This is a genomic window from Caloramator proteoclasticus DSM 10124 (assembly GCF_900129265.1).
GTDB classification, from domain to species: domain Bacteria; phylum Bacillota; class Clostridia; order Clostridiales; family Caloramatoraceae; genus Thermobrachium; species Thermobrachium proteoclasticum.
On sequence record NZ_FQVG01000017.1, the window covers coordinates 1 to 20,973 of the forward strand.

The 20,973-nt window shown below is 33.1% G+C and carries 15 protein-coding genes and 1 other annotated feature; of the genes, 6 read left to right on the forward strand and 9 right to left on the reverse strand.

Going from position 1 to position 20,973, the window contains the following annotated elements:
- Positions 1-369 precede the first annotated feature (369 nt).
- From glgP to fdhF, 5 genes are all read right to left on the reverse strand, one after another.
- Positions 370-1,992: an alpha-glucan family phosphorylase gene (gene glgP, locus BUB63_RS05525; RefSeq protein ID WP_027308754.1), complete on the reverse strand. Its 1,623-nt coding sequence runs from the start codon at positions 1,990-1,992 to the stop codon at positions 370-372.
- Positions 1,993-2,122: 130 nt separating this feature from the next.
- Entirely contained in the window at positions 2,123-2,887 is a 765-nt protein-coding gene (gene fdhD / locus BUB63_RS05530; RefSeq protein WP_027308755.1) for a formate dehydrogenase accessory sulfurtransferase FdhD, read from the reverse strand.
- Positions 2,868-3,482 (reverse strand): molybdenum cofactor guanylyltransferase, encoded by a 615-nt coding sequence (mobA, locus tag BUB63_RS05535; protein ID WP_073248360.1) that lies wholly within the window; start codon positions 3,480-3,482, stop codon positions 2,868-2,870. Before mobA ends, fdhD begins: the two co-directional genes overlap by 20 nt.
- A 75-nt stretch (positions 3,483-3,557) precedes the next feature.
- Positions 3,558-4,412: a formate/nitrite transporter family protein gene (locus BUB63_RS05540; protein WP_073248328.1), complete on the reverse strand. Its 855-nt coding sequence runs from the start codon at positions 4,410-4,412 to the stop codon at positions 3,558-3,560.
- A gap of 53 nt (positions 4,413-4,465) precedes the next feature.
- Complete coding sequence (fdhF, locus tag BUB63_RS05545; RefSeq protein WP_073248330.1) at positions 4,466-7,132, reverse strand: formate dehydrogenase subunit alpha; 2,667 nt, start codon at positions 7,130-7,132, stop codon at positions 4,466-4,468.
- A 363-nt stretch (positions 7,133-7,495) separates the two neighbouring features.
- On the opposite strand from fdhF, the gene pulA reads away from it, so the two are divergent.
- Both pulA and BUB63_RS05555 read left to right on the forward strand, forming a co-directional pair.
- Positions 7,496-9,622: a type I pullulanase gene (pulA, locus tag BUB63_RS05550; protein WP_084106545.1), complete on the forward strand. Its 2,127-nt coding sequence runs from the start codon at positions 7,496-7,498 to the stop codon at positions 9,620-9,622.
- A 151-nt stretch (positions 9,623-9,773) separates the two neighbouring features.
- Positions 9,774-10,283: a ferritin gene (locus BUB63_RS05555; protein WP_027308760.1), complete on the forward strand. Its 510-nt coding sequence runs from the start codon at positions 9,774-9,776 to the stop codon at positions 10,281-10,283.
- Positions 10,284-10,615: 332 nt separating this feature from the next.
- On the opposite strand, the gene BUB63_RS05560 is transcribed toward BUB63_RS05555, so the two are convergent.
- The gene (locus BUB63_RS05560) at positions 10,616-11,338 is read right to left on the reverse strand and encodes a gamma-glutamyl-gamma-aminobutyrate hydrolase family protein (protein ID WP_027308761.1); all 723 of its coding nucleotides are present in this window, start codon (positions 11,336-11,338) and stop codon (positions 10,616-10,618) included.
- A gap of 110 nt (positions 11,339-11,448) precedes the next feature.
- Between BUB63_RS05560 and BUB63_RS05565 the strand changes: the two genes are divergently transcribed.
- On the forward strand, positions 11,449-12,600 hold the full coding sequence (locus BUB63_RS05565; protein WP_073248332.1) for an aminotransferase class V-fold PLP-dependent enzyme: 1,152 nt from the start codon (positions 11,449-11,451) through the stop codon (positions 12,598-12,600).
- 401 nt (positions 12,601-13,001) lie between these two features.
- On the opposite strand, the gene BUB63_RS05570 is transcribed toward BUB63_RS05565, so the two are convergent.
- The 3 genes from BUB63_RS05570 to iadA form a co-directional block, all read right to left on the reverse strand.
- Positions 13,002-13,553 (reverse strand): hypothetical protein, encoded by a 552-nt coding sequence (locus BUB63_RS05570; RefSeq protein WP_027308763.1) that lies wholly within the window; start codon positions 13,551-13,553, stop codon positions 13,002-13,004.
- A complete protein-coding gene (locus BUB63_RS05575) occupies positions 13,554-14,375 on the reverse strand; it encodes a hypothetical protein (protein WP_073248334.1) in 822 nt (273 codons plus the stop codon). It lies immediately after the preceding gene.
- Positions 14,376-14,820: 445 nt separating this feature from the next.
- A complete protein-coding gene (gene iadA, locus BUB63_RS05580; RefSeq protein WP_027308765.1) occupies positions 14,821-15,993 on the reverse strand; it encodes a beta-aspartyl-peptidase in 1,173 nt (390 codons plus the stop codon).
- A gap of 253 nt (positions 15,994-16,246) precedes the next feature.
- On the opposite strand from iadA, the gene plsY reads away from it, so the two are divergent.
- The 3 genes from plsY (at position 16,247) to BUB63_RS05595 (ending at position 20,969) form a co-directional block, all read left to right on the forward strand.
- Positions 16,247-16,834, forward strand: coding sequence for a glycerol-3-phosphate 1-O-acyltransferase PlsY (plsY, locus tag BUB63_RS05585; RefSeq protein WP_027308766.1), 588 nt, complete (start codon positions 16,247-16,249; stop codon positions 16,832-16,834).
- Between the two features lie 52 nt (positions 16,835-16,886).
- Positions 16,887-17,090: a binding site (T-box leader), on the forward strand.
- Positions 17,091-17,165: 75 nt separating this feature from the next.
- The gene (argS, locus tag BUB63_RS05590) at positions 17,166-18,863 is read left to right on the forward strand and encodes an arginine--tRNA ligase (protein ID WP_073248336.1); all 1,698 of its coding nucleotides are present in this window, start codon (positions 17,166-17,168) and stop codon (positions 18,861-18,863) included.
- A 153-nt stretch (positions 18,864-19,016) separates the two neighbouring features.
- Positions 19,017-20,969, forward strand: coding sequence for a sigma-54 interaction domain-containing protein (locus BUB63_RS05595; RefSeq protein WP_073248338.1), 1,953 nt, complete (start codon positions 19,017-19,019; stop codon positions 20,967-20,969).
- The last annotated feature ends 4 nt before the right edge of the window (positions 20,970-20,973 follow it).

A 20,973-nucleotide genomic window follows, 5' to 3' on the forward strand; every position in this document is an offset into this window, starting at 1 on the left:
AAATATTTTAACAGTTCTTCTAATACATCATCATAGTACAATTTTTGTACATAAATATATTCCATTTTTTGTGCAAAAATATATTGACATTTACAGCTAAAGTATGAAAAAGCCCCATGAAAGGATTTCAATAGGCTCTTTCATGAGCATTAGCAATTCTTAGCTTTTCGACTTTGAAAAAGTCCGTAATTCGGCACAGGACGTGCCGAGCCGAGCGGTCATCAGGACGATGGCATCGCGAGGGTAGGACTTTTTCAAACAAAGAAAAGCTTAGAATTGCTTTGCGAAATGAACGAATGCCAAAGAAATCCTTTATGGGGCTAATCATTATATAACTTTTTCAACAAAAAGAAATAAGGCCTATTGGCCTTATTTCTTTATATACATTAAATCATAGTATTCCTTAACCATTCTTGCAGCTGAGAACTTTTCTTGAGTTGACTTAATGCTTTCTCTCATCATTTCTGCCCACTTAGCCTTGTTTTCATAGTAAGTTGGAACAACTTCATTTAGAAGAACATTGTATAGGCACTTAGCATCATGTGCATCTAATTCTTCAAGTGTTTCGAAGTCGTCAACTCCCTTACCATCACCAAATTGCCATCCGTTTACTCCATGGTTGCAAGCTTCTGGCCACCATCCATCTAATATACTGCAGTTTAGAACACCGTTCATAGCAGCCTTCATACCTGATGTACCTGATGCTTCTTGTGGTCTTCTTGGGTTATTTAGCCATATGTCGCATCCTCTTGTTAGCATTGCACCTATTTCCATATCATAGTTTTCTAAGAATACAACGCTGTTTGGATACTTCTTAGCATACTTAACTATATCAGCTATAATACCCTTTCCTGTGTAGTCGTTTGGATGTGCCTTACCAGCAAATATTATTTGTATCTTTCCACTTTCTAAATATGGAGCAATTAATGTTTCATCAGTGAATATAAGGTTGCTTCTCTTATATGGAGCAGCTCTTCTTGAGAAACCAATTAATAACTTATCTGCATCAAGCTTAACACCTGTTCTCTTTTCAACAAATGCAATAAGTTCCTTTTTAATTTCTTGGTGAACCTTAAGTAGATCTTCACCTTCTTCATATGCCCTTCTTATTCTTGCATCTTGCCATGTACCATTGTGTACTCCGTTTGTGATACCAAGTATCTCTGGTCTTCCTTCAACAAATGACCACATTTCATTTGCTGTTTCCTTATGAAGTTGAGCAACACCATTTGCTATTCTTGCCATTCTAAGTGCTGCAACTGTCATATTGAATGGGTCTCCACCAAGCTTCTTCATTTGCCAATAATCTAAATGTAGATAAGCTCCCATATATTCAAGTAATCTATGTGGATGAACTTCGTTTCCTGCTGGAACAGGAGTATGAGTTGTAAATACTATTTCTTCTCTTGTTGCTTCTAATGCTTCATTGAAGCTCATTCCTTCTTCCATCTTTTCTCTTATAAGCTCAAGTCCTGCAAATACTGGGTGGTTGTCGTTGAAGTGATATACATCAACGTCTATTCCAAGCTCTCTTAATGCTCTAACTCCACCTACACCAAGTATTATTTCTTGAGCAACTCTTTCTTCTGCAAACCATCCATATAGTTGTGCAGTAAGTAGTCTATCTGAGTTTTCATCTAAATCTGCATCAAGTAGGTATAATGGAATGTTTCCAAACTTTTCACACTTCCAAACCTTTAGCCATACCTTTCTATCTCTTATTTCAACTGGCACTTTAACTCCTGTATCTTCTAAGAAGTCGTATTCATAAACACGATAAGTGTCAACAGTCTTTCCGTCTTCTCCTATGTATTGATCAACATAACCTTGCTTCCACTTAATACCTATAGCAACCATAGGAACTTCTAAGTCCTTTGCTGCCTTTATAATATCTCCTGCTAATATCCCAAGTCCGCCTGAGTAAATCTTAAAGTTTGTATCAAGACCGTATTCCATACAGAAATATGCTGCAGTTGGTAACTTCTTGCTCATTTCTTATCCTCCTTAAACGTTTAATTAATCTTACATTGGTTATTATACAACATACTTTTAAAAAATGCAATCGATTGCATACAAAAAAATTTTAAAATACAAGAAATTTATACAAGATACATAAAATTCATTACACAATTCTTTCAAATCCAGTATAAACATTTAATCTATTTCCCCTTGCAAAACCTATAAGTGTTATATTACACATCTTAGCCAAATCAACTGCCAAAGATGTTGGTGCAGAATGTGAAACAATTAATGGAAGGTTTATTCTTGATGCCTTAATTACCATATCCGATGATATCCTTCCAGATGTGATTATATATTTATCATAAAACTCAATTCCCTTTTCAAGTCCATAGCCTATAACTTTATCAACAGCATTATGACGACCTATATCGTCCATTCTAACAATTATATTATTCCCACATAAAGCGGCACTATGTACTCCACCTGTCTCTAAAAACAAGCTGCTCTCTTTATTAAATTTATTAACATTACTTAATATATCCCCTGATAAAAACTTTTTATTGCTCTCTACTTTTTTTAAATTTTCACTATGCATTAAACTTATATGAACACTTCCCCTTCCACATCCTGAAGTTAATGCACTCTCTTTTCTTTTTATTTCTCTATTTTTATCTGCAAGATTTATATAAACACCTTCATTTAATACACTTATACTTTCTATTTCATCAAACTTCTCAATGACTCCATCAGTCTTTATAAATCCTACAGAAAGCTCCTTAAGATTTTGAGGTAGACACATAAGTGTAACATAATAATAGTTATTTATATATAAATTTATAGGCTTTTCAACAATTATGCCATCTTCCTTTTCAATTTTTTCTCCGTCTTTAAAAATACATATTTTTTTATAGCTTATAACATCCATCAAAAATTCCCCCGCTTTTTAGTTTTTCTAAATCCTCCCTGTAGTTTAAGTTGGTAAACATATCCTCATTAGATATATATTTTTCAACCTCTTCATCGGTTGTATATAAAACACTACAATCCTTTACTACATCCATTATCTTAAACCTTCCTCTATCTATTGCCTCCCTTAATCTTTCCTTAATATCAATAGAGTAAAAGGAGTATAAAGGTTCAAAGTATCCACCCTTTTGAGTTATTAAACATTCAACCTCCCTTGTATTTATAACCTCAATCAAATATTTTATATAATCTAAGTTAACATAGGGCATATCACATCCAATAACAAAAACATACTGTGACTTAGAGTTTAAAAGAGCTGTATAAATTGCACCAATTGGGCCACAATCCATTATAACATCCTCAACAACTCTAAATTTTGTATTAAATTTATTTTTATCATTTGTTACTAAAACAATATCATCAAATACTGTATTTAGCCTTTCTGCAATATGTTCTATTAATAACTTATCATTAATTACTATTTTACTTTTATCAAAACCCATTCTTGAACTTTTGCCACCACAGAGAATAGCTGCTGTAGAAACCTTTTTCAAAAAACCACCCCTTAACCAAAGTGCCATGAAAAACACCTATTTTTTCATGGCACTCATTAAAAATTTAAATTATCATTACATTTTTAATCCTTTACTTACTTCAACTTTTGCTGGTATTCTCTTTAATGCTAAATAATACATAAGACCAATACATACTGCCCCGCCAACAATGTTACCTAAAGTTGCAGGAATTAAATTTTGTATCATTGAACCAATTGATATATGGGATAATTTTTCAGCTGTAAAATGCCCTGCTTCTGCATAGGCTGGGTTAGTCTTTGCAAATAGGCCTATTGAAAAATAATACATATTGGCAACACAGTGTTCATATCCTGCAACAACAAAGGCCATAATAGGAAACCACACAGCAAATATCTTATGTATAATATCCTTTGCACCATAAGACATCCATACTGCTATGCACACTAATATATTACATAGTATACCACTTGTAAAGGCTCTATAAAAGGGTAAACTTCCCTTATAGGCTGCAACCTTTAATGCATAGGCCCCAAGTTTTCCTCCGTTTACATCAAGTCCACCTGAAGCAAATATCAAATATGCTATTATTATTGAACCTATTAGATTGGCAAAATAAACAAAAAACCAATTCTTAAACATCTTTTTAAGCTCTACTTTACCATCAACAACACCAATTAACATCATTGTGTTGCTTGTAAAAAGTTCTCCTCCCCCAAGTAGTATCATCATAAGTCCAACTGGGAAAACCGTACCTGCTACCAGCTTTGCTACACCAAAGTTTTCTATTGAATGGCTGGCAACAGCAGAAGAATAACCACCAAGTGCAATAAAAGCACCACCAATAATTCCTAAAATAATCATTTGCAAAGTCTTAAGCTTTGATTTTTTTACACCAGCAGCAATTGTTTCATCAACAATTTCATTTGGTACTAACATTCTTTTTTCCATACAGCATCTCCTTTCTATTGATAAAATTATAACAAGGGAGAGAACCTCCCTTATTATAACCTATTTATTCTTACAGTGCAAACCTTTAATTCCGGTTCCTTTGTAACTTCATCCAATGCTGTATTAGTTAAAGTATTTGCTTCCTTAAAGTGGAATGGCATAAATACTACATCCTCTTCTATTCTCTCTGTAACCTTTGCTCTAACCTTTACACTTCCTCTTCTTGATGTTACCTCAACCATCTCTCCATCTTTAATTCCAAGCTTTGAGGCGTTCATTGGGTTTATTTCCACAAATGGCTCACCAACTATATTCATTAAACCTTCATTCTTGCCTGTCATTGTCATAGTATGATAATGATATAGAACTCTACCAGTTGTAAGTATCAAAGGATATTCAGAATCTGGTGTTTCTGCCGCCGCTTTATAATGGGCTGGTTTAAACAATCCCTTACCCCTTGCAAATTTTTCTACGTGAAGTATTGGTGTTCCACTATGATTCTTATCTAAAACAGGCCACTGTAGTCCCTTTTCCTCAATTCTTTCATAGTCTATACCTCTATATTGTGGAGTAAGCTTTGAAATCTCCTCCATTACATCCTTAGATGAATTTAGGCTGCATTCATACCCTAATCTTATCATCAATTCCTTAATAATTCTCCAGTCCTCTCTTGCTTCTCCTACGCTATTTATTGCCCTTCTAACCCTTTGCACTCTTCTTTCTGAATTTGTAAATGTTCCATCCTTTTCAGCAAAGCTTGCAGCAGGTAGAACAACATCAGCAAGTTTTGCAGTATCTGTTAAAAATATATCCTGAACAACAAGGAATTCTAAGGAATTTAATGCTTCCTCTACGTGCTTTATATCTGGGTCTGAAACCATTGGATTTTCTCCCATAATATAAAGAGCCTTTACTTTTCCATCGTGTGCAGCTTTGAATACTTCAGGAACAGTCAATCCAACCTTATCTGAAAGTTTAACTCCCCAAGCCCCTTCGAATTTTTCAAGGTTTTCCTTTACAAATACTTTTTGGTAACCAGGGAAGACATCTGGTAGACATCCCATATCACAAGCTCCCTGAACATTATTTTGTCCACGAAGAGGATTTACTCCACAGCCTTCCTTACCAATCTTACCACAAAGCATTGCAAGGTTTGCAACTGAATAAACGTGTTCTACTCCTGATGAATGTTGAGTTATTCCCATTGAATATACTATACTTGATTTTTCGCTCATTGCATAAAGTCGTGCTGCTTCTTTTATAAGCTCTGCCTTCACTCCTGTTATCTCTTCTACCTTCTCTGGAGTATATTGCTTTACTATCTCTACAAGTTCTTCAAAATTTTCACATCTTTCTTCAATAAACTTCTTATCTTCAAGGCCTTCTTCAATTATTACATTCATCATAGCATTAAGCAATGCAACATTAGTTCCAGGTTTTAACTGCATAAACACATCTGCACCCTTTGTTAATTCTATTTCTCTTGGGTCTGCTACAATTATCTTTGCTCCATTTAATTTTGCTCTTTTTATATAGGTTGCTGTAACAGGATGTGTTTCAGTAGTATTTGAACCTATTATAAATATACAGTCTGCCTTCTCAAGTTCTCCTATACTGTTTGTCATAGCACCGCTTCCAAAGGTTGTCGCAAGACCTGTAACCGTTGTAGCGTGGCAAAGTCTTGCACAGTGGTCTACATTATTCGTTCCAATCACAGCCCTCATAAACTTTTGAAACATATAGTTATCTTCATTTGTACATCTTGCAGAAGCAAATCCTGCAATACTATCTGAACCATACTCATCCTTAATCTTTTTAAGCCTTGATGCAACATAATCTAATGCCTCATCCCACTCAACTTCAACAAATTCTCCATTTTTCTTTATAAGTGGCTTCTTCAATCTATCCCTATGGTTTATGAAATTGTATGCAAATCTTCCCTTTACACACATAAGCCCTTTATTAGGCTCTGAAAAACAAGGTTCTACTCCCACAACCTTGTCATCCTTTACAAGTAGATACATCTGACATCCAACACCACAGTAGGAACAGGTTGTTCTAACCTTTTTAACCTCCCAAGCTCTATACTTGTCCCTCTTTTTAACAGTTAGAGCTCCAACTGGACATACTGCAACGCAGTTACCACAGGATACACAGTCAGACTCATATAATTTTCTATCAAATGGAACTGCTATATGAGTATAAAATCCACGTTTTGCAAAACCTATGGCACCAGTACATTGAAGTTCATTACATACCCTAACACACTTTCCACAAAGTATACATTTATTTTGATCACAAATATAAAATTCATTGCTATCATCCAATTCATATTTTATTTTTTCTCCACCATACTTGTCCTCTTTTATGTCATATCTATAGCAGTAATCCTGTAATTTGCAGTCTCCAGCCTTTTCACAGGTTAAACAATCTAATGGATGGTTTGAAATTAAAAGTTCCAACACAGTTTTTCTTGCCTCAATAACACTCTTTGACTCAGTATGTACTACCATCCCCTCCTGAACAGGAGTTGAACAGGATGCCAAAAGGCTTTTTGCTCCTTCAACCTCAACAACACATATTCTGCAAGCACCGTGGGGCTTTAATCTTTCATCGTGACATAGAGTTGGAATATCTTTCCCAAGCAATCTTGCAGCTTCAAGTATGGTCGTTCCTTCTTCAACTGAAATTTTAACTCCATCAATGGTTAGGTTTATCATATAATCCCCCCTAAATACTTGTTAAATAGTTAACACACCATAAATATTTTACCTCTAATTTTAATTTTTCGCAATATTTTTTATTGTATTTATATTTTATATTAATTTAATTTAACAAATATTTGTTGATATTAGTATAAAAAATAGGGGGGGGAGACATTGACACTGCAATATAGAACTATTTCTAACAAAAAAGCTTAGAATTGCTAAAGCCGCAGAATGGATGCCCAAGAAGTCCTTTATGGGGTTAATCAATATATAACTTTTTAAACAGCCAAAAAGTTATTAACTTTGTATATTCCTTTTTTTATAAAAAAAATATAAAATAGTAAAAGACACTATATTTTGAAGGGAGAAATAAATATGTTATTTTCATACCTAAAGAGCTTTAGCCAAATAGTAGTACACGGAATCAAAGAAAATAAAATAAGAATAAACAAGAATACCAGAATAAAAATATTTCAAAAGGACATAAACCACGAAATACAAAGAATTAACCTTTGTGGAGACGACATATGTATAAACATAAAAGGTCATATTGATATTAAAAAGCAATGCCATATTTTAATAGAAGGATATTTGCTTAACGTAAATTACTCTCCTCTATTTAAAACAGATGAATTTAATCTTATTTATGCCTATGATGGTCCGCTGGGATATATTTATAATAAAGAATTTACAGAGTTTTATGTTTGGTCACCTGTGGCAGAAAAAATAAACCTTCTACTTTATAAAAATTTTGACCCAACTATAGATGAAGAACCCGAAGTATATGAAATGAAAAAATTAGATAAGGGGGTTTATTACACAAAAGTCAACGGTGATTTGGATGGAATTTTTTATAATTATGAAGCCTTTGTATTTGGGAAAAGAAACGTTGTAGTTGACCCATATGCCTATGCAGTTGGAGTAAATGGACTAAGAGGTGCAGTAGTTGATTTAAAATCAACAAATCCTGAAGGGTTTGAGGAAGATAGGTATATTAAATTAAATGGAAACGTTGACGCAATAGTTTATGAGCTCAGTATAAGGGATTTTACAATTGATTCTACAAGTAGTATAAATCTTAAAGGAAAGTTTTTAGGCCTAACAGAAGAAAATACAGCCTTTGAGGGAGTACAAACAGCCCTTTCCCATATAAAGGATTTTGGTATAACCCACGTACAAATAATGCCTATGTATGATTTTAGCTATAAAAGTGTTGATGAAAAATACCCTCTTGATAAATATAATTGGGGGTATGATCCTCAAAACTACAACTGTCCAGAAGGTTCCTATTCAATAAACCCATTTTCACCAAAGAGTAGGATAATAGAACTAAAAAAATTAATTCAAAAACTACATAGCATTGGAATTGGAATTAATATGGACGTTGTATATAACCATATGTATGAAGCACAGCAGACACATTTTGAAGGATTAGTACCAGGTTATTATTTCAGAAAAAATCTTGATGGAAGCTTTATAAATGGAAGCGGTTGTGGAAATGACACAGCATCTGAAAATTATATGATGCGAAGATTTATAGTAGACTCTGTAAAATATTGGACTAAAGAATATCATATAGATGGATATAGATTTGACTTAATGGGGCTTCACGATGTAGAAACGATGAACCGTGTAAGAGATGAAGTATTAAAAATAAATCCATATGCAATGATATATGGAGAGGGCTGGAATATACCAACAGGAATAGAAGAAGAAAAAAGAGCTATACAGAAAAACTCAAGTAAACTTTTAGGAATAGGATTCTTCAATGATACAATAAGAAATTCCGTTCGTGGTAGTGTATTTGAATATAAGGAAAAGGGGTTTGTAAGCGGAGCCTCAGATCTTGAAGATACAATAAAGGAATGTGTAAAGGGACTTCCTAATCTTTATGTAACACCTTGCCAAAACATAAACTACATATCCTGCCACGACAACCATACTTTATGGGATAAACTTAATATATCTAATGCAAAGGATAGTTTTGAAGATTTAAAAAGTATGCATAAATTGGCCTACTCCATTGTTTTAACATCACAGGGTGTACCCTTTATTCATTCTGGAGATGAATTTTTAAGAACCAAAAAAGGTGTTGAAAATAGCTACAACGCAAAGGATGAAATAAATAAGGTGGATTGGAGTCTTAAGGTTAAAAACATTGATGTTTACAATTATCTAAAGGGACTTGTTAATTTTAGAAAAAAACACCCTGCCATAAGAATGAAGGATAGAGAACTTATAGAAAAACACATTGAATTTTTTGAAACACCTAAAAATACTGTTATGTTTATGCTAAAGGACTATGCTAATTATGATAGTTTTAAGGATATAATTATAATTTACAATGCAAACAATAATACAGTAAAGCTTAATCTTCCTGAAGGCAATTGGTACTTATATGTAGATAAAAACAATATATACGATACTCCACAGAAAAGCTTCCAATCATCAATAGAAGTTCAGCCAATTTCATTAATAATACTTTCAAACACAATTTTATAATTAAACTAAAACCTCTACCCTCTGTGCTTACAATAATATGTAATATTAGTCTAATCTTTAATTTTATTAACTAATCAACTGTACTTTTTAGAAAATTAATGTTATTATATAATTATTATCCATAAATTATTTTTACAAAGGAGGTACTATTATGGTATCACAAAGATTATTCGAAAAACTAAACGACCAAATGAACTTTGAATTCTATTCATCACATATTTATCTTGCTATGTCAGCATATTTTGAATCAATTGATTTACCTGGATTTGCAAACTTCTTTAGAGTTCAAGCAGAAGAAGAAAAGTTCCACGCAATGAAGTTCTATTCTTACATAAACGAAATGGAGGGAAGAATTTTCTTCAAAGGAATACCAGATGTAGAAAATGAATATAGTTCTGCCCTTGATGCTCTAAAGGCAGCCCTTGAACACGAAAAGAAGGTAACTAAGAGAATATATGAACTAATGGATATTGCACTTGAAGAGAGAGAACACGCAACAATGAGCCTCTTAAAGTGGTTTATTGACGAACAGGTTGAGGAAGAAGCTACCGTTAATTCACTAATTAAAAAGCTTGAAAGAATAGGAAATGATGTAAGTGCTCTTTATTCTGTCGACGAGCAACTTTCCACAAGAGTATTTACTCCTCCAACTAACGCATAATAAGGTGCCCATCACCTTGTGAGATTGTTGACAAACCCACTTGTTAGCTAAAGTATGAAGAAGCCCCATGAAAGGATTTTATTGGGCTCTTTCATGAGCTTTAGCAATTCTTAGCTTTTCGACTTTAAAAAAGTCCTAAATTCGGCACAGGACGTGCCGAGCCGAGCGGCCATCAGGACGATGGCATCGCGAAGGTAGGACTTTTTTAAACAAAGAAAAGTTTAGAATTGCTTAAGCTGTAGAACGAATGCCTTAAAATCCTTCATGGGGCTAATCAATAAATAACTTTTTCAACAGATTGACAAGGCACGTATCGCCTTGTGTCTTCTTTTTTATACACACTGCTTTACAAAATACTCAAATAACCTTGTCATAACTGGATGCTTCTTTGCCATAAGCTCTGGATGCCATTGGACTGCCATAATAGGTTTACTTTCATGCTCTATAGCCTCAATTACCCCATCTGATGAATAGGCAGATACTATAAAATTCTTCGGCACTACCTTTGCAGATTGATGGTGGAAACTATTTACTAATATCCTCTCAGTATCAAACACCTCATAAAGCTTTGTACCCTTCTTTATATCAACATAATGGCCTATATCGTGTATCCCTGCCCTTTGAAAGTGATTAATATATGTTCCCTCAACATCACTTATATCTTGATATAGCTTTCCTCCAAAGGCAACAGTTATTATCTGTTGACCTCTGCTAATTCCAAGTATAGGCATATCCTTCTCTATTGCCGCCTTTACTATAAAAAGTTCACACAAATCCCTTGGAGTATATGTAAAACCAACATGAAGGGATGGCTCTTCTCCATAGTATATTGGATTTACATCTGAACCACCAGATAATATAATTCCATCTAATGTATCCATTATCTTTAATAAATCCTCTTCACTGTTTATAATAGGAATTAAAACTGGTACTCCTCCAGCCTCCATAACTACATCAATAAAGTCCTTTGCAACATAATTTCTCTCCTGCCCTAAAGATAAATCCTTATCTGAAATCATATAGTCACAAGTTATCCCTATTAGCGGCTTGCTCATCTTATCAACCCCTTTTTATTTTTATTTTATAACATTATATAAAAAATTACAAATTAATATTAATAATATGTTAAAATATAATTGACACATTTACCTAAAGGAGTGATACAGTGAAAAGAGTATACTTAGATAATGCTGCTACCACATACCCAAAACCAGAATGTGTTTCAAAAGCTGTATGTTATTTTATAGAAAATATAGGAAGTAACGTTGGACGTGGAAGCTATCAAAATTCCTACTCTGCGGCACAGATAGTATATGAAACAAGGGAACTTCTATGCAACCTATTTAAATTTAACAATCCTCTATCCACAGTCTTTACTATGAACATAACCCAAAGTTTAAATATGCTTTTAAAGGGATTTTTAAAACCTGGTGACCATATTCTGGTATCTTCTATGGAACACAACGCAGTAATGAGGCCACTTAATAGCCTTAAAAAATTAGGAATTGAATTCACGAAAATACCCTGTGATGTATTTGGTCAAATAGACTATGATGTGGTTGAAGGCTTAATCAAGCCAAATACAAAGATGGCAGTAATATCCCACGCCTCAAATGTTTGTGGTACAATGCAGGATATAGAAAAACTTGGCTCTATTTTTAAAAAATATAATATTCATTTTGTTTTAGATAGTGCTCAAACTGCAGGAGTATTTGACATAGACTTTAAAAAAGCAAATCTAAGTGCATTATGTTTTACAGGTCACAAGGGACTTCTTGGACCTCAAGGAATAGGAGGTTTTATTATAACAAACGAATTTGCATCAAAAATAACCCCATTAATTGAAGGTGGAACAGGAAGCCTCTCTGAATCCGAAGAGCAACCTGAATATCTTCCCGATAAATTTGAGGCAGGAACCCTTTGCCTTCCTGCAATATATGGACTTAATGCATCATTAAAATACATACAGAAGGAAACAACAAAGGCAATTAGAGAAAAGGAACTTTATTTAACTAAATTATTTATAGATGGGGTAAAGAACATAGATGGAATAAAGCTAATTGGATACGAAGATATTAAAAATAGGGCTCCTGTTGTCTCACTCTGCTTTGAAGATATAGACAATTCAGAGGTTGCCTTTTTATTAGATAGAGATTATGGAATTATGACAAGGGTTGGGCTACACTGTGCACCATCTGCCCATAAGACACTAAACACATTCCCAAAGGGAACAGTAAGGTTTAGCTTTGGCCATATGAATACAGAAGAAGAGGTAAAATATACCCTTGATGCAATATATAAAATTATGGGTAAATAGATATGCTATAATTTATATATAAATTATAGATTGTTGAAAAAGTTATATATTGATTAGCCCCATGAAGGATTTTAAGGCATTCATTCATTTCGCTAAGCAATTCTAAGCTTTTCTTTGTTTGAAAAAGTCCTACCCTCGCGATGCCATCGTCCTGATGGCCGCTCGGCTCGGCACGTCCTGTGCCGAATTACGGACTTTTCAAAGCCGAAAAGCTAAGAATTGCTAAAGCTCATGAAAAAGCCTATTGAAATCCTTTCATGGGGCTTTTTTAAAATCAAACCACCTATATATTTAATAATAGACTAAATAAATTTTATGTTACTTACTAATTATAGTTTAACAATCACTTACTAAAGTTAAGAAACATCTATCACTAATTATTTTAAAATTTCAATTTATTCTTATATCGCATCTCCAATCTTTTTAAAAAGATACCCTAAATACAGCCCTATAATACAACATACAATTGCAGAAATAATGGCAATATACCCAAATTCCAAAGGAAGATTTAAGGAAAATGGATCAAAAAATATAACTAAAACTGAAAATATAAAAAATGTTCTAAATGCATTATTTATGGATTTTTCTATTTTTAAAAGTCCTCTATCCCTTAAAACAGAAGAAATTCCTTGACATAAAATATAAAGAACATATAAAAATAAGACCACTTCTAAAGAATTTAAGAACTTCAAAATAATTATACTATACTGCGTTTCAAGTAATTTGTATAAATAATTCTGCTCAAGAATGTCCTTTATTCCTATTGGAATTAACACTATTGTTGGTAATTTTGCCTTGTTTAAAATTTCTATTTCACCAGATAACAAGTTTAGTGAATAAAGAATAAATATATATCCAACAAAATTAGGAAGTATATTTAAATATCCTATATGAATATTCAAAAATATATACATCATACCCCAAAAAAGATATTTATATGCTCCTTTATTCATCTATTTATTCACCCCACTTTTTGAATATTTAAGTGCATTAAAGATATCCTTGCCTATAAACTGATTATTTACTGCAAAGGAGTTAACACCCATTTTACCATCTAAAGTTTCAAATTCTACATTCACAAAAAAGTTATATACATTGTATTTCATACTACTTTCTTTATTAAATTCAAAGTTTGCTTCTACCGTTAACTCTTCATCCTTTGCTATTATTGTTGAAGGCTCATCACCATTAACCACTTTACCATTAACCTTTAGTCCTAATAGACCATCCATATCCATAAACTCATAGTTCAATTTTTTTATCTTTAAGTTATCATTGGCTCTAAATGTAGCTATCGTTCTACCACCTGAAATACTACTTATTGATCTAAAGCTTAAAATATCGCTGTTTATTTTATTTTCTGTATATATATAAATTCTTCCTATGTCAATAACTCTTTTTTCTCCATTTTTATATTCAACTTCAATCTTAGTAACGAGAGTATTTTTAATTTTATCTAAAATTTCCTTGTCATCTCCCTGCAATAGATTTAATTCTATACTCTTTAAATCATAATTTCCTGAATGTATACTAATTGTTTTATTTAATATAACTGGTTTATAATCAATTTCAGGGAAATATATAGAAGTTATCTTATCCTCCCTATTAGCCATATCTATATAATAAAGACTAATAGTTTGCATTCCCTCTCTTACCTCATAATAATGTTTTAAAAAGAAAGGTTCCTTTAAAACTTTAAAATAATATACGTTACCAATCCACGCTGCAATCCATAGAAAAAGTCCAAATATCATATAATTTCTTTTTATTCTCATAATACCCCCCCCAATAAACATACCATAATTATACATTAATATAGATTTAATTACAATATTTACATTAACTTGTTAATCAGGCTGTTGAAAAAGTTATATATTTATTTGCCCCATGAAGGATTTTAAGGCATTCATTCATTTCGCTAAGCAATTCTAAGCTTTTCTTTGTTTGAAAAAGTCCTACCCTCGCGATGCCATCGTCCTGATGGCCGCTCGGCTCGGCACGTCCTGTGCCGAATTTAGGACTTTTTCAAAGTCGAAAAGCAATAATTGCTAGAGCTCATGAAAGAGCCAATAGAAATCCTTTCATGGGGCTTTTTCATACTTTAGCTAACAAGTTGGTTTGTCAACAATCTGATTAACTTGTTAATCAATTCTTTTCAAAAAATAAAACCCCATCAATTTATAACTCTTTTTTGATGAGGTTGTCATTTACTCTAAAATTTTATTCAAATGTTCCCCTAAATAAAATATTTTTATCCTCCATTAAAATTTTTCCCATTGCAATAACTGTTTCTATTTCTAAACTATCCTTATCCACTAAAACTAAATCTGCATCCATATTAACATCTACTCTTCCCTTGTTATTTAGCTTTAATATCCTTGCTGGATTTTTTGTTATACATTTTAAAGCCTTATCTATAGGAACCTTATCTTCAAGTACTGCATCCCTAACCTCTTTATACAGCGAAGTAACCCTTCCTATACCAAGCTTTACAAACTCACCCTTCTCATTAAATTGAGGAAGGCTTCCCTGACCGTCCGAAGTTAATGTTATATTCTCCTCCCCTACGCCCTCTTCAAGACAAATTCTAATGGCCCTACTTGCCTTTACTTCTCCCTCTTCCCAAAACACTGGATCTGAACTTGTTGTAAAATCAATAAATCCACCCTTCTTTGCATATTCAATCCCCTCTTTAAAGAGGCTTGGATTTCTGTTTATGTGTGTTGGCCAAAATTGTGTTATTGGTATTTCAGTTGTATCTACTATCTCCTTTAAATAACCTAACATCCTATCTCCATCACCTAAATGAATATTTACAACTCCAGCCTTTTTAGAGAGAATTCCTCCAACCCTTGCATCTGCAGTAAGCCTTTTTATTTCATCTATGCTTGGCTGTGACGACCTGTGGTCGGATAGTGCAACCTCTCCAACTCCAATAACCTTATCTATCATCATAATATCCTTCATAACACTTCCTGTTAAAGTAGTTGTAGGAACCCTATAGGAACCTGTGTAGATATATGTGCTTACTCCCTCCTCCTCAAGTGCCTTTGCCTTTGCATAAAGGTTTTCCATACTTCTTGTAACACCATCAGTTCCAAGGCAACCTACTATTGTTGTAATACCTCCTTTTATAATGTCCGATAAAACTATCTCAGGAGTTCTTGTTGCAAATCCTCCCTCTCCTCCACCACCTGTTATATGTACGTGGCCATCAATAAATCCAGGAAAGGCATAATACTTTGAGCCATCAATCACCTTTACAGGAAAAGGTAGTTTTAAATCAATATCGTCATCTCCAATATAGGCAATTTTATCATCCAATATCAATATATTTTTCTTACCTTTATATTCTGGAGAATAAACCTCTATATTTTTTATAAATATAAGCATCTCAACCTCTCCTTTTTAAATAAATTTAAAATATATTAAGCAACAACTATGCCAATCTCATTTTTTCTTTTTTAAAAATACATATATAACAAAATAACTCTTCTATTCTCTTTTTATTACCCTACAATAGACTCTATTTGGTTAAATTTTTAATTATATTTTCGCCAATAACAACCAAAAAAACATCCTTGTCATATCTGTTAAATATAATATAAAATATATATATCATAATTTAAAACAAATGGAGGTAAAAATGAAGAACTTATTATTTTTTATTACAGCCTACCTCTGCGGCTCTTTCCCAACAGGTGTGGTAATTGGCAAAACCTTTTATAATATTGATATAAGAGAACACGGTTCTAAGAATATGGGTGGAACAAATGCAGGAAGAGTTCTTGGAAAAAAGGCAGGATTTGTAGTCTCCTTTATTGATGTAATTAAGGTCTTCCTACCTGTACTTATAGCAAAGCAATATCTATCTATGGAGGCTGCTGCATTCGTTGGGATATGTGCCCTACTTGGACATTGTTACCCTATATTTGCAAAATTCAAGGGAGGCAAAGGTGTTTCATCCTTCTTTGGAATAATATTTGCACTCGACTTTTTACTTGGTATTGTACTTTTAGTTATTTGGAAAATATTAAAGCACGCCACCAACTATGTATCAGTTGCATCAATGCTCTCCTGTTTTATAATTACTCTAATTTTCTTCTACAAATACAAAAATGTAAAACTTTTAATCGTTCTTTTAGCACTTTCACTTTTTATAGTATATCTACATAGAAGTAATATCAAAAGACTTTTAAATGGTAATGAAAATAAGGTAAATCCCAACAGATAAACCTTGAATTATTGCAATTAATATTTTATAATAATGTTTAAAACTCAATATTTAAAAGTCTATGAAGAGGAGGAGTACCTTAAGACATCTGTCTTAGCGAGTAGAGGACGGTGGAAGCTCTACACAGACCTTTTGGGAAAAGAGCCTTGGAGACTCTGCCAGAAAGCATCTGCAAGTATGGTAAGACCCCTGTGGGTTATCTAAATAAGTGGGCTTTTAGCCAATTAGAGTGGTACCGCGGACAACCGCCTCTATTATAGAGGCGGTTTTTTTTATTTCCATTTTTATTAGACAATGTAAACAATATTCTACATATATCGGAGGTGTAAAAATGAACTATAAGTTAATAATTGCAGAAAAGATTGCAAAGGCTGCAGAACTTAATGTTGATGATGTACAAAAACTTATTGAAATCCCACCAAAACCTGAAATGGGGGATTTTGCATTTCCTTGTTTCCAACTTGCAAAGGTATTTAGAAAGGCTCCAAATTTAATTGCACAGGAACTATCCGAAAAAATAGATAAAGATGGATTGGAAAAGGTTGAAACAGTTGGAGGATATCTAAACTTTTTCGTGGATAAGGCCTCCTTCTCAAAGGGTGTTATAGAAAAAATATTAACTGAAGGGGAAAACTATGGTCATTCTAAAATAGGTGAAGGCAAAACTGTTACAATAGACTTCTCATCACCAAACATTGCAAAACCCTTCCACGTTGGACACCTATGTTCAACAGCAATAGGAAATTCTCTATACAAAATACTTTCTTCACAGGGATACAACTGTGTAGGTATAAACCATCTTGGAGACTGGGGAACACAATTTGGAAAGCTAATTGCAGCATACGAACGCTGGGTGGATGAAGAGGCACTACAAAAGGAACCTATTAAGGAACTTCTTAGAATATATGTTAAGTTCCACGATGAGGCAGAAAAAGATCCATCCCTTGAGGATATTGCAAGACAACACTTTAAAAATCTTGAAGATGGCCACGAAAAAGAAGTTAAACTATGGCAGAAGATAAAAGATGTAAGCCTTATGGAATTCAATAGAATATATGATATGTTAAATATAAAGTTTGACTCCTATGCAGGTGAGAGCTTCTACAACGATAAAATGGATGCAGTTGTTGAGGAGTTAAAGCAAAAAAATCTTCTTGTAGAAAGTAAGGGAGCACAGGTTGTTAATCTTGATGAATACAATATGCCTCCTTGTATAATATTGAAGGCTGATGGTGCTTCAATTTATGCAACACGTGACCTTGCTGCAGCAATCTATAGAAAAAAGACCTACGACTTTTATAAGAATATCTATGTAGTTGGTATGGATCAGTCTCTACACTTTAAACAAGTATTCACTACTCTAAAGCTTATGGGATATGATTGGGCAGATAACTGTGTTCACGTTGGATTTGGTCTTGTTAAATTTGCCGATAAAAAACTTTCAACAAGAAAGGGAGATGTAATATTCCTTGAAGACCTTCTAAACGAAGGAATAGCACGTGCAAAACAGGCTATTGAAGAAAAGAACCCATCACTTGAAAATAAAGATGAGGTTGCAAAGAAGGTTGGACTTGGTGCTGTAATATTTACTTACCTAAAGAACAACAGAGAAAGAGAAATAATATTCAACTTTGATGATATATTAAGCTTTGATGGTGAAACAGGACCATACGTTCAATACTCCTATGCAAGGGCAAAGAGCATACTTCGTCGTGCAGAGGAGGAAAAATCCACTGCATCAGCTGATTTTACAAAGCTTTCTTCTCAAGAGGAATTTGAACTTGTAAAATTACTTGCATCCTTTAACGAGGCTATTTTACTATCAATTGAAAAATACGAACCATCAATAGTTACAAGATATATAATAGATGTTGCAAAAGCCTTCAACAAATTCTACAACCTATGTCCAATACTATCCTGTGAAGATGAGGGGCTAAAGGCTGCAAGATTAAAATTAGTTGAAGCTTCAACATATGTTATTAAAAACGGACTTGCACTACTTGGAATTGATGTAGTTGAAAAGATGTAATATTGTTTTATAAATCCCTTTTTAAAATCAAATAAAACCAAAGTATAAATAGCAACATTCACCATCCTACTTTAAAGGATGATGAATGTTGCTTAACTTATAGTAAACTATCTATGCTTCTATACCTTAGCACTTTTAATTTGGGGGTGGGTTATGAATAAGCTTGTTATATTTTCTGGAACCTCATCAACTAAAAAGGAAATTGTAGACCAAATCTCAACTCTTTTGGGGGATAATCTTGAAATTTCAGCCTATGCAACAGATGATGATATTCTTTACCCTATTTCAAATTCACTTGTACTTGTAACATCCCCTCTTATACTCGACTCAGTCAAACCTTTAATTAGGGAAAACTGTAAAATAATTGTTGCAAGAAGAACCCTAAACCTATCAAATCTTGATAAAATACTATATATAAACCCAAATGAAAACGTACTTTTAGTAAACGACACCTATGATACAGCAATTGAATCAATTGAACTATTAAAAAACTTTGGATTTGACTTTATAAACTACACTCCCTACTATCCTAATTCACATATTGATACATCAAACTTTAAATATGCAATAACACCAGGAGAACCACATCTTGTGCCCCATAACATAGAAAATGTAATTGACATTGGACCAAGAATAATAGATATAACAACAATCGTAGAAATACTCTCAAACCTTTCAATGCTCAACAAAAAATCCCATAACATATCAGCCCGATATATAAACAAAATAATCTCCCTAAGTAGAGAACTCTATACAAAAAACAAAAACATTAAGGAATTAAATGAACTACTTACCCGCCTTATAAACCATATTGATGATGCAATAATATGTTTTGATGGAAATTTAGATATGAAATTCATAAATAACTCTGCAAGGAAGCTTATGCAGACAGAGGATTATGATGATAATCTATATAAAATTAAATCATTTATATCTAATCAAAAATTAATCGAATCTATACTCTACTTAAACGGATGTGAATATATAGCAATAAAGGAATTAAGCTATGAGCCCGAACTTAGCATTTGTATTTTAAAGAACGCAAGAGAAAGAATTAATATAGAAAATAAACTTAGAAAAGAAATCAAAAATAGAGGGTATGTTGCAAAATACTCCTTTGAAAACATAATACATAAAAGCCCTGTTATGAAAGATCTAATAAACATAAGTAAAAAATTGTCCCAGAGTGATTTTAGTATTCTAATTACCGGTGAGAGTGGTACAGGAAAGGAACTGTTTGCAAGTTCTATCCACAACTACTCCAAGCGTAAAAATGCCCCATTTTTAGCAATAAATTTTGCATCACTTCCTGAAGAAATAATAGAGAGTGAATTATTTGGATACGAGGAAGGTGCCTTCACAGGTGCTAAAAAGGGTGGAAAAATAGGGCTATTTGAAATAGCAAATGGAGGAACTATATTTTTAGATGAGATAGGCGATATAACTCCCAAAATACAGTTAAGGCTATTGAGGGTTCTTCAAGAAAAGGAGATTTTAAAGGTTGGCGGAAGTATGCCTATACCTATTGATGTTAGAATAATTGCTGCAACAAATAAGGATCTTTTTACACTTGTGAGGGAGGGGAAATTTCGAGAGGATCTCTACTACAGGCTAAAAAAGCTCTATATAAAATTACCTCCATTAAGAGATAGAAGGGATGATATCCTTCATCTATTCAACTACTTTTTGGATAAAAAATCAGAATACCCACTTGAAGTATCAAAGGAGGTAAAGGATATACTTTTATCCTACAACTGGCCTGGTAATGTTCGTGAACTGGAAAATACAGTTGAATACATACTTGCAATTATAGAAGATGATGTTATAAAGCCTCACCACCTCCCTGAAGATTTAATTTCTACAAAAAGACACTGTAGCCTTGACGATGTTGAAGTTTTTATCCTAAAAACTATAAAGGATTTTAACGCAAATAGAAAAATAATTGGAAGAAAAACTCTATCGGAGCTCTCCTTTGAATGCGGTTTAAACCTTTCAGAACAGCAGATAAGAAGCAAGCTAAATATATTACAACAAAACGGATATATAGAGACAAGCAGAGGAAAGGTTGGAATAAGGTTAACTTCAAAGGCAAATTCAATAATATAAAATA